We start from the raw sequence: 5,515 nt of genomic DNA, 5'->3' as shown, positions 1-5,515 counted from the left end.
CCCCCGAGCCGTCCGGGGCCCCCACCCCGGTCCCGCTCCAGCAGGCACCACTGGTCGGCCGCGTCCTCCACCGGCGCCCGCGACCGGGCGGCTGAACGAGACCTGTTCCTCGGGTTCCTCGGGTTCCTCGAGCCGCCTGAGAGCGGTGATCTCTCCCTTGTAAACTTCCACCTACAGGGGTGAACCACGGGGCAGATGTCCGGGCACCCCTTTGTGCGCTGTCTGCGCCACGGATGAGAAGCGAGAGCCAACGGGGAGACCATCCAATGTCCGAGGCACGAACCGACACCACCGACGTGCGTCCGCAGGAGGCCTCGGCCTCCTCGGGCTCCGGGAGTGGCAAGCACCGGGGTGCTGCCGCCGCAAGCGACCAGCAGGCGCCGGGGAACGGCCGTCACCGGCGGCCGGGGGGCCAGCAGTCCTGAGAAGGGAGACGGGCGGGCACGGGCGCACGGCGCGCGTGCCCGCCCGTCTCCGTTCCGGGTGCCGTCAGGCGCGGTGCCCGAGAGTGAGGATCTCCGGGGCCGCGAAGCTCTCGCCCGGCGGCCGCCCCGCGTAGTACGGCGTGAGCAGTCCGTCCAGTTCCTCGTAGCCGAACATCTCCTTGGCGGTGTCGAACACGGCCGCCACTCTGGGGCGTTCGACCACGGCTACCATGCCGCCGTGGACCACGAACAGCTGGCCGTCGACACCCCCCGCGGCCGGTGAGGCGAGATAGCCCACGAGCGGGGCCACGTGCTCGGGGGCGAGCGGGTCGGGCGTTCCCCCGCCGGTGTCCGCCGCGGCGCCGAAGACGTCCTGTGTCATCCGCGTACGGGCACGCGGGCAGATCGCGTTGGCCGTGACCCCGTACTTGGCGAGCGCGTTCGCCGTGGAGGTGGTGAGGCCGACGATCCCCCCCTTGGCCGCCGCGTAGTTGGGCTGCCCGGCAGAGCCGGCGAGGAACGCCTCGGAGGAGGTGTTGACGATCCGGCCGTACACGGGCGCACCGGCGGCCTTGGCCCGGTCGCGCCAGTGCGCGGCGGCGAAGCGGGTCGTGTTGAAGTGGCCCTTGAGGTGGACGCGTATCACCGAGTCCCATTCGTCCTCGGTCATCGAGAAGACCATACGGTCCCGCAGGATGCCCGCGTTGTTGACGAGGATGTCGAGCCGGCCGTAGGTGGAGACGGCCAGTCCGACGAGCTCGCGCGCCACGGCGAAGTCGGCGACGTCCCCGAGGTGGGCCAGGGCCCGTCCGCCGGAGGCGCGGATCTCGGCGGCGACCTCCTCGGCGGGGGCCGCGGACGCCTCGCCGGAGCCGTCTCGGCCCGGCTGCCCGTAGTCGTTGACGACGAGGTTCGCGCCGAGTGCGGCGAGTTCGAGTGCCTCGGCGCGGCCGAGTCCGCGTCCCGCGCCGGTGACGATCGCGGTGAGGCCGGCGAGCGGCCGGGAGGCTGAAGGACCGCTGCCGTGGTGCGGTGTCTGCGGCATGGTGAGGGCCCTCACATCTCGATGCAGGTGCGCAGCGCCTCGCCGGAGCGCATCTGGCCGAGTGCCTCGTTGATCTCGGCGAGGGGCACGCGGTGGGTGATGAGGCTGTGCAGGTCGATCCGGCCGGCCCGCCACAGCTCGATGGTCCGCCGGTAGGAGCGCAGCACGTCCCCGCCTCCGTAGAGGGAGGGCAGGATCCGCTTCTCGTCGAAGAACAGCTCGAACATGTTCAGCTGGAGGTTGTCGTCCATGGCGCCGGCGCCGACGATGCACAGGGTGCCGCCGCGCCGGGTGTTCTCGTACGCCGTGCGGGCGGTGGCGGACTTGCCGACGACCTCGAAGACGTAGTCGAAGCCCTCGCCCGCGGTGACGCGCTGCCTGGCGTCGGCGAGCGCGTCGGGGGCGACGACCTCGGTGGCGCCGAACCGCAGCGCGGCCTCGCGGCGGGAGGCGACGGGGTCGACGGCCACGATCTGTGCGGCGCCCTGGAGCCGGGCGCCCTGCACGACGCTGATGCCGACGCCGCCGCACCCGATGACGGCGACCGAGGAACCGGCCTCCACCCGGGCGGTGTTGATGGCCGCGCCCAGTCCCGTGGTGACTCCGCAGCCGATGAGGGCGGCGATGTCGAAGGGCACGTCGTCCGGTACGGGCACGGCGCACCCTGCGTCGACGACGACCTCCTCCGTGAAGGTGCCGGTGCCGGCGAAGCCGAAGACGTCCCCGCCCGGCCGTTTGAAGTTGGGCGTTCCGGCGTTCATGAACCCGGCGAGGCAGAGTTCGCTCTGGCCGCGCCGGCAGGCGGCGCAGTCGCCGCAGGCGGGCAGCCAGCAGACCAGGACGCGGTCGCCCGTCCCGAGGCCGGTGACACCGTCACCGACGTCGAGGATCTCCCCGGCGCCCTCGTGGCCGGGGACGAAGGGGGCGGGCTGCGGCAGCACGCCGTTCATGGCGGAGAGGTCGGAGTGGCAGAGCCCGGTGGCCCGTATCCGGATCCTCACCTTGCCGGGGCCGAAGCCCACGGCCTCGACGTCGTCGAGGACTTCGAGCTTGTCCTGCCCCACCTCGTGCAGTACGGCTGCGCGCACCTTGGACTCCCTTCGGCCGGTATCGCCAATGCTGTGCTGCTCCTGCGGGTGCTCTCGCCGGTGTGCTGTCGCGGCGCTCCGACTGGTCGTGCTCCGACTGGTGGTGCTCCGACTGGTGGTTGTGCTCGGGCTGGTCCTGCTCCGACTGGTGGTGTGTGCTCTGTCTAGTGGTACTCGACGGTGGTTCCGGCGAGGACGGGCGCGTCGTCGCGGTCGGCAGCGGTGACGTGCGCCAGGACCTGTCCGCGATCCGGCTCCTCCCACATCCGGATGCGGAGGGTCTCGCCGGGGAAGACGACACCGGCGAAGCGGGTGGAGTATCCGCCGACCCGGGAGACGTCACCGCCGAGCACCGTGTCGACGACCGCCTTGAGGGTCATGCCGTAGGTGCACAGGCCGTGCAGGATCGGGCGGTCGAACCCGGCGCGCTTGGCGAACTCCGGGTCGGCGTGCAGGGGGTTGCGGTCTCCGGAGAGGCGGTAGAGCAGCGCCTGGTCCTCGCGGGTGGATCTCAGAACGGTCCGGTCGGGGGCGCGGTCCGGTGGCCCGGGCCGGGCGGAGGGTCCGCGTTCCCCGCCGAAGCCGCCCTCGCCGCGTACGTAGATCTGGGTGTCGCCCGTCCACAGCGGTCCCTCGTCGTCGTGGACGTCGGAGCGCAGCACGAGGACGGCGGCCTTGCCCTTGTCGTGGACGGCCTGGATCCGGGTGGTGCGGACCGCCTCGCCCCTGACGGGGATGGGGCGGTGCACGGTGATGCTCTCCCCGCCGTGCAGGACCTGGGCGAGGTCCACGTCGATGCCGGGGGCGGCGAGACCGTTGACGGCCTCGGCGCCGCCGGCGCCCGCGACGGTGGCGAAGCTGGGCAGGACGTGCAGCCGGGTTTCGAGGGTGTAGCGCAGTTCGCCGGGGTCGGTGGCGGGGACGCCCGCGCCGATGCCGAGGTGATACAGCTGGACGTCCTTGCTGTCCCAGGTGATCGTGGCACTGCGGGGCGGGGCCGAGACGGCCCTGGCGGCGTCGATGGGCATCGGCTGCTGCTCCTTGACGAACTGGAGTGGCTGAGGCTGGTGGTGGCCGGCGGCTCGGGCTCTGCGGTGGACGGGTGGCGGCGGTCGGCGGGATGGCGGCGGCGGAGCGGAGGGGAAGACCTCGGTGCGGCCGTCCGCACCGTCGGCCGCACCGAGGTCGTTTCGGGTCGGCCGGGCGCCGCCGCGCGCTCCGGTGGCCGCCGCGGCACTCGTTCTAGAACGCGTTCTAGGCCGATGGCTCACATGTATAACGCAGCCCGCTGTGCTTGTGAAGACAGCTGACGGTAAGTCAGATACCCGTCATGCCCGTCATGCCTCCTCCGCACGGACCTCCCCGCCGGCCTCCGCACGCGCCTGCGTACGCGCTTCCGTTCGGGTTCCCGTACCCGCCCTGGTGCGGGCCCTCGCACGCGGAGACACGGGGCGCGGCAGGGCAAGCAGCAGGAAGGCCGCACAGCCGAGGAGGATGCCCGCGGCGACCCGGAAGGCCAGCGCGTACCCCTCGGTCAGGGCCTCGGAGCCGGTGCGCCCCGCCGTGCGGGAGGCGGCAACGGTGGAAAGGACGGCCAGACCGAGGGCGCCGCCCATGGTCCGGGAGGTGTTGACCAGTCCCGACACCAGCCCGGCGTCGCCGGGGTCCGCGCCCGACGTGGCGAGCGACGCGAGCGGGGTGGCGCTGAGGCCGGCGCCGGCCATCATCAGCACACCGGGACCGAGGATCGCCGTGGCGAAGGACCCGTCGGCGTCCATGGTGCTCTGCCACGCGAAACCGGCCGCGGCGACGAGGACGGCCATGACCGCCAGGTTGCGCGCACCGGTCACGAGCATCAGGCGCGGGGCCAGTTTGGATCCGAGGACGACGGCGAGGGAGCTGGGGACGAGGGCGAGTCCCGCGTCCAGCGGCGAGTAGCCCAGCACGTTCTGGGCGTAGACCGTCATGAAGAACCACATGCAGAACATCGCCGAGCCGCACACGAACATCCCCGTGTTGGCGGCCCACACCGCGCGTGTCCGGAAGACCTTCAGCGGCATCAGCGGCGCCTTGGTGCGCGCCTCGACCACCAGGAAGGCGGCGAGCAGCAGGACTCCGGCGCCCAGCGGCGCCAGGGCGGGCGCCGAGACCCAGCCCTCGGCCTCGGTCTGCACGATCCCGTACGCGAGGACGGCGAGACCGGCGGTGACCAGGACGGCGCCGGGCAGGTCCAGACGCCGCCGCCCGCCCTCGTCCCGGCCCTCGGCCAGGCACACCGCCGCGACCGCCAGCACCAGCGCCCCCACCGGCACATTGATCAGCAGCGTCCAGCGCCACGACAGCCCGTCCGTCAGCAGGCCGCCGACGAGGCCCCCGGCCGCGCCGCCGCCCGCACCGACCGCCGACCAGGTGCCGATCGCCCGGGTCCTGGCCGGCCCCTCGGGCACGGCCGAGGTGAGGATGGTCAGCGTCGCGGGGGCGAGCACGGCCGCACCGAGCCCCTGGCCCGCGCGGGCCGCGACGAGCTGCCAGCCTTCCTGCGCGAGCCCGCCCGCGAGCGAGGCGGCGGTGAACAGGCCGAGCCCGGCGAGGAAGGTCCGCTTGCGTCCGTACAGGTCCGCCGCCCGGCCGCCGAGCAGCATGAAGCCCGCGAAGGCGATGGCATAGGCGTTCAGCACCCACTGCAGTCCGGTCGCGCTCAGGCCGAGGTCGGTGCGCATCGAGGGCAGGGCCACATTGACCACGGACACGTCGAGCACGACGAGGAACTGGCCGGCGCAGGCGGCGAGGACGACGGCCCAGGTGCGGGGGGCCCGGCGGACGGGGAGGCGGGTCTGTGAGCGGGCTTGGACCATGCCCGCCATGCTCGCAGCCCCGGGCCGGGCGGCGCATCGGCATAAGGCCCTGCTCGCGCCACACCGCTGGTACCAGGGCTGGTACCAACTCTGGTACCAGGA

General features: G+C 73.1%; 4 protein-coding genes. All 4 read right to left on the bottom strand.

The genetic code is table 11. From position 1 onward, the window contains the following. Positions 1-489 precede the first annotated feature (489 nt). On the bottom strand, positions 490-1,470 hold the full coding sequence (locus GUY61_RS33925; RefSeq protein ID WP_166634158.1) for a 3-oxoacyl-ACP reductase: 981 nt from the start codon (positions 1,468-1,470) through the stop codon (positions 490-492). A gap of 11 nt (positions 1,471-1,481) precedes the next feature. Further along, positions 1,482-2,558: a Zn-dependent alcohol dehydrogenase gene (locus GUY61_RS33920; protein ID WP_166634157.1), complete on the bottom strand. Its 1,077-nt coding sequence runs from the start codon at positions 2,556-2,558 to the stop codon at positions 1,482-1,484. A 164-nt stretch (positions 2,559-2,722) separates the two neighbouring features. Continuing rightward, positions 2,723-3,586: a MaoC/PaaZ C-terminal domain-containing protein gene (locus GUY61_RS33915; RefSeq protein ID WP_166634156.1), complete on the bottom strand. Its 864-nt coding sequence runs from the start codon at positions 3,584-3,586 to the stop codon at positions 2,723-2,725. A gap of 309 nt (positions 3,587-3,895) precedes the next feature. After that, a complete protein-coding gene (locus GUY61_RS33910) occupies positions 3,896-5,413 on the bottom strand; it encodes an MFS transporter (protein ID WP_166634155.1) in 1,518 nt (505 codons plus the stop codon). Positions 5,414-5,515: the final 102 nt, after the last annotated feature.

The organism is Streptomyces sp. GC420 (assembly GCF_009916105.1).
In the GTDB taxonomy this organism is placed as follows: Bacteria; Actinomycetota; Actinomycetes; order Streptomycetales; family Streptomycetaceae; genus Streptomyces.
This window is presented reverse-complemented; position numbering and strand designations above follow the sequence as displayed.

Coding starts and splice junctions, on each gene's coding strand:
- GUY61_RS33925 (WP_166634158.1), bottom strand. CDS start 1,470: ATGCCGCAGACACCGCACCACGGCAGCGGTCCTTCAGCCTCCCGGCCG.
- GUY61_RS33910 (WP_166634155.1), bottom strand. CDS start 5,413: ATGGTCCAAGCCCGCTCACAGACCCGCCTCCCCGTCCGCCGGGCCCCC.
- GUY61_RS33915 (WP_166634156.1), bottom strand. CDS start 3,586: ATGCCCATCGACGCCGCCAGGGCCGTCTCGGCCCCGCCCCGCAGTGCC.